This is a genomic window from uncultured Campylobacter sp. (assembly GCF_938018035.1).
In the GTDB taxonomy this organism is placed as follows: Bacteria; Campylobacterota; Campylobacteria; order Campylobacterales; family Campylobacteraceae; genus Campylobacter_B.
The window spans coordinates 1-1,269 of the sequence record NZ_CALIJF010000116.1; the positions used below are offsets into that span (position 1 = coordinate 1).

At 41.2% G+C, this 1,269-nt stretch carries 3 protein-coding genes; all 3 read right to left on the reverse strand.

The features are described 5' to 3' along the window. The coding region (locus Q0257_RS03630; RefSeq protein ID WP_298021658.1) for a hypothetical protein at window positions 1-724 on the reverse strand (724 nt) is incomplete at its 3' end. Window positions 725-833: 109 nt separating this feature from the next. Beyond that, window positions 834-1,046 (reverse strand): hypothetical protein, encoded by a 213-nt coding sequence (locus tag Q0257_RS03635; RefSeq protein ID WP_298021661.1) that lies wholly within the window; start codon window positions 1,044-1,046, stop codon window positions 834-836. A 19-nt stretch (window positions 1,047-1,065) separates the two neighbouring features. Further along, window positions 1,066-1,269 (reverse strand): hypothetical protein (locus tag Q0257_RS03640; RefSeq protein WP_298021664.1); only part of this gene is annotated, 204 nt, incomplete at its 5' end.

The window sequence follows — 1,269 nt, forward strand, 5'->3', positions numbered from 1 at the left end:
TCGTCTGCATATTTTCTAAAATTTTTTTGTTTTGCAAAAATGCGGCGGCGGCGGGGTTGTTGAGATAGACGTCAAACGACGCGCTTAGGTGCGGGCTGTCTTTAAGCAGCTTGAGGTTCGATGCGCCGAAGATGAACTCTCCGCGCGGCACGACTAAAATTTGGCTATCGAAAGTCTCACTAAAATCAAATTTTGCAAAAAGCCCGTCGAAGATCGCAGTATCATCCTTTTTTTTGAGATGCAGAATTTTATCCAGCTCAAATACCCGATCCTCTCTGTTTTTATCGAAGTCGCGGCTTAGACAGATATCGCCTATTTTTATGCCAAATTCGGGCGTCTTGCCCACTATCGCATGCTTGCAAGTGCAAAGATTTGCCTCTTTGCGGAGCGGATTTTTGTAAATTTCATCGAGTAAAAACGCGCCGAAGGGCTGAAAGGTAAGGCGTAGCTCCTTTGCGATCCAAAGCAGAAATTCATTCTTAAAGGCCTCTTCGCTGAGCGCTTCAAATTTATGCGAAATACGCACGGCTAGGTATTTGTAAGCAGGATAAGCAAGAGCTAGCAACACTAATAAAAACAGGAAGGAGAAATCTCCGAAATCCTTGCGCATAGCGATAAACAGCGCCAGCACAACCACTGCTACACCGCCACGCGCCTTCCAAAGCGCCACATTGCGCGCTCCATCTAGTTTTTGCTTTTTTAATTCGTAAGAAACAAGGCTCATCGCTATCCCCGTGAGTGAAATTTGACGCTCATTATAGCGAAAAATGGGATTAAATCAAGCCATATGATAAGCGCATTGCTATTTATAAGGCGGGTTTTTTTATAATAGCTCAAAAGCATAGAAATCGCCGTCTTTTTTCCTTACACTTAACGATATCGCCCTGTTTGAATTCTAAAATTTCATCCAGTTCGGATCCAAATTTCGTCGTATTGGTAATTTTAAAAATATATTGCGCGATTTGAACAGCCTTTACCAGGCGCCATACATTAATATCTTCATTCAAAATTTTTATAAAAATTTCTTTATCGATCGCGTTCGCCATATTAAATCTTTCCGCCGGGTTATCTAAAATTCTTTCTGCCTAGCCACAATTTAAGATATTTTAATACGGGTCTTAAATAATCATTAGTAGCGTTGGCTTTAAAGGTACTCGCGCCCGATTCTATCAAATACCAGCTATATCCGTCATCCTTTAAAATATTCATTTTGCGATGTTTGGCCCCAGCGTTTGCATCTGATATCTCTATATCCAATACTTTATTTGC

Bases quoted from the DNA above. Each gene is read 5' to 3' on its own strand.
- Q0257_RS03635 (WP_298021661.1), bottom strand. From the start codon at position 1,046: ATGGCGAACGCGATCGATAAAGAAATTTTTATAAAAATTTTGAATGAA.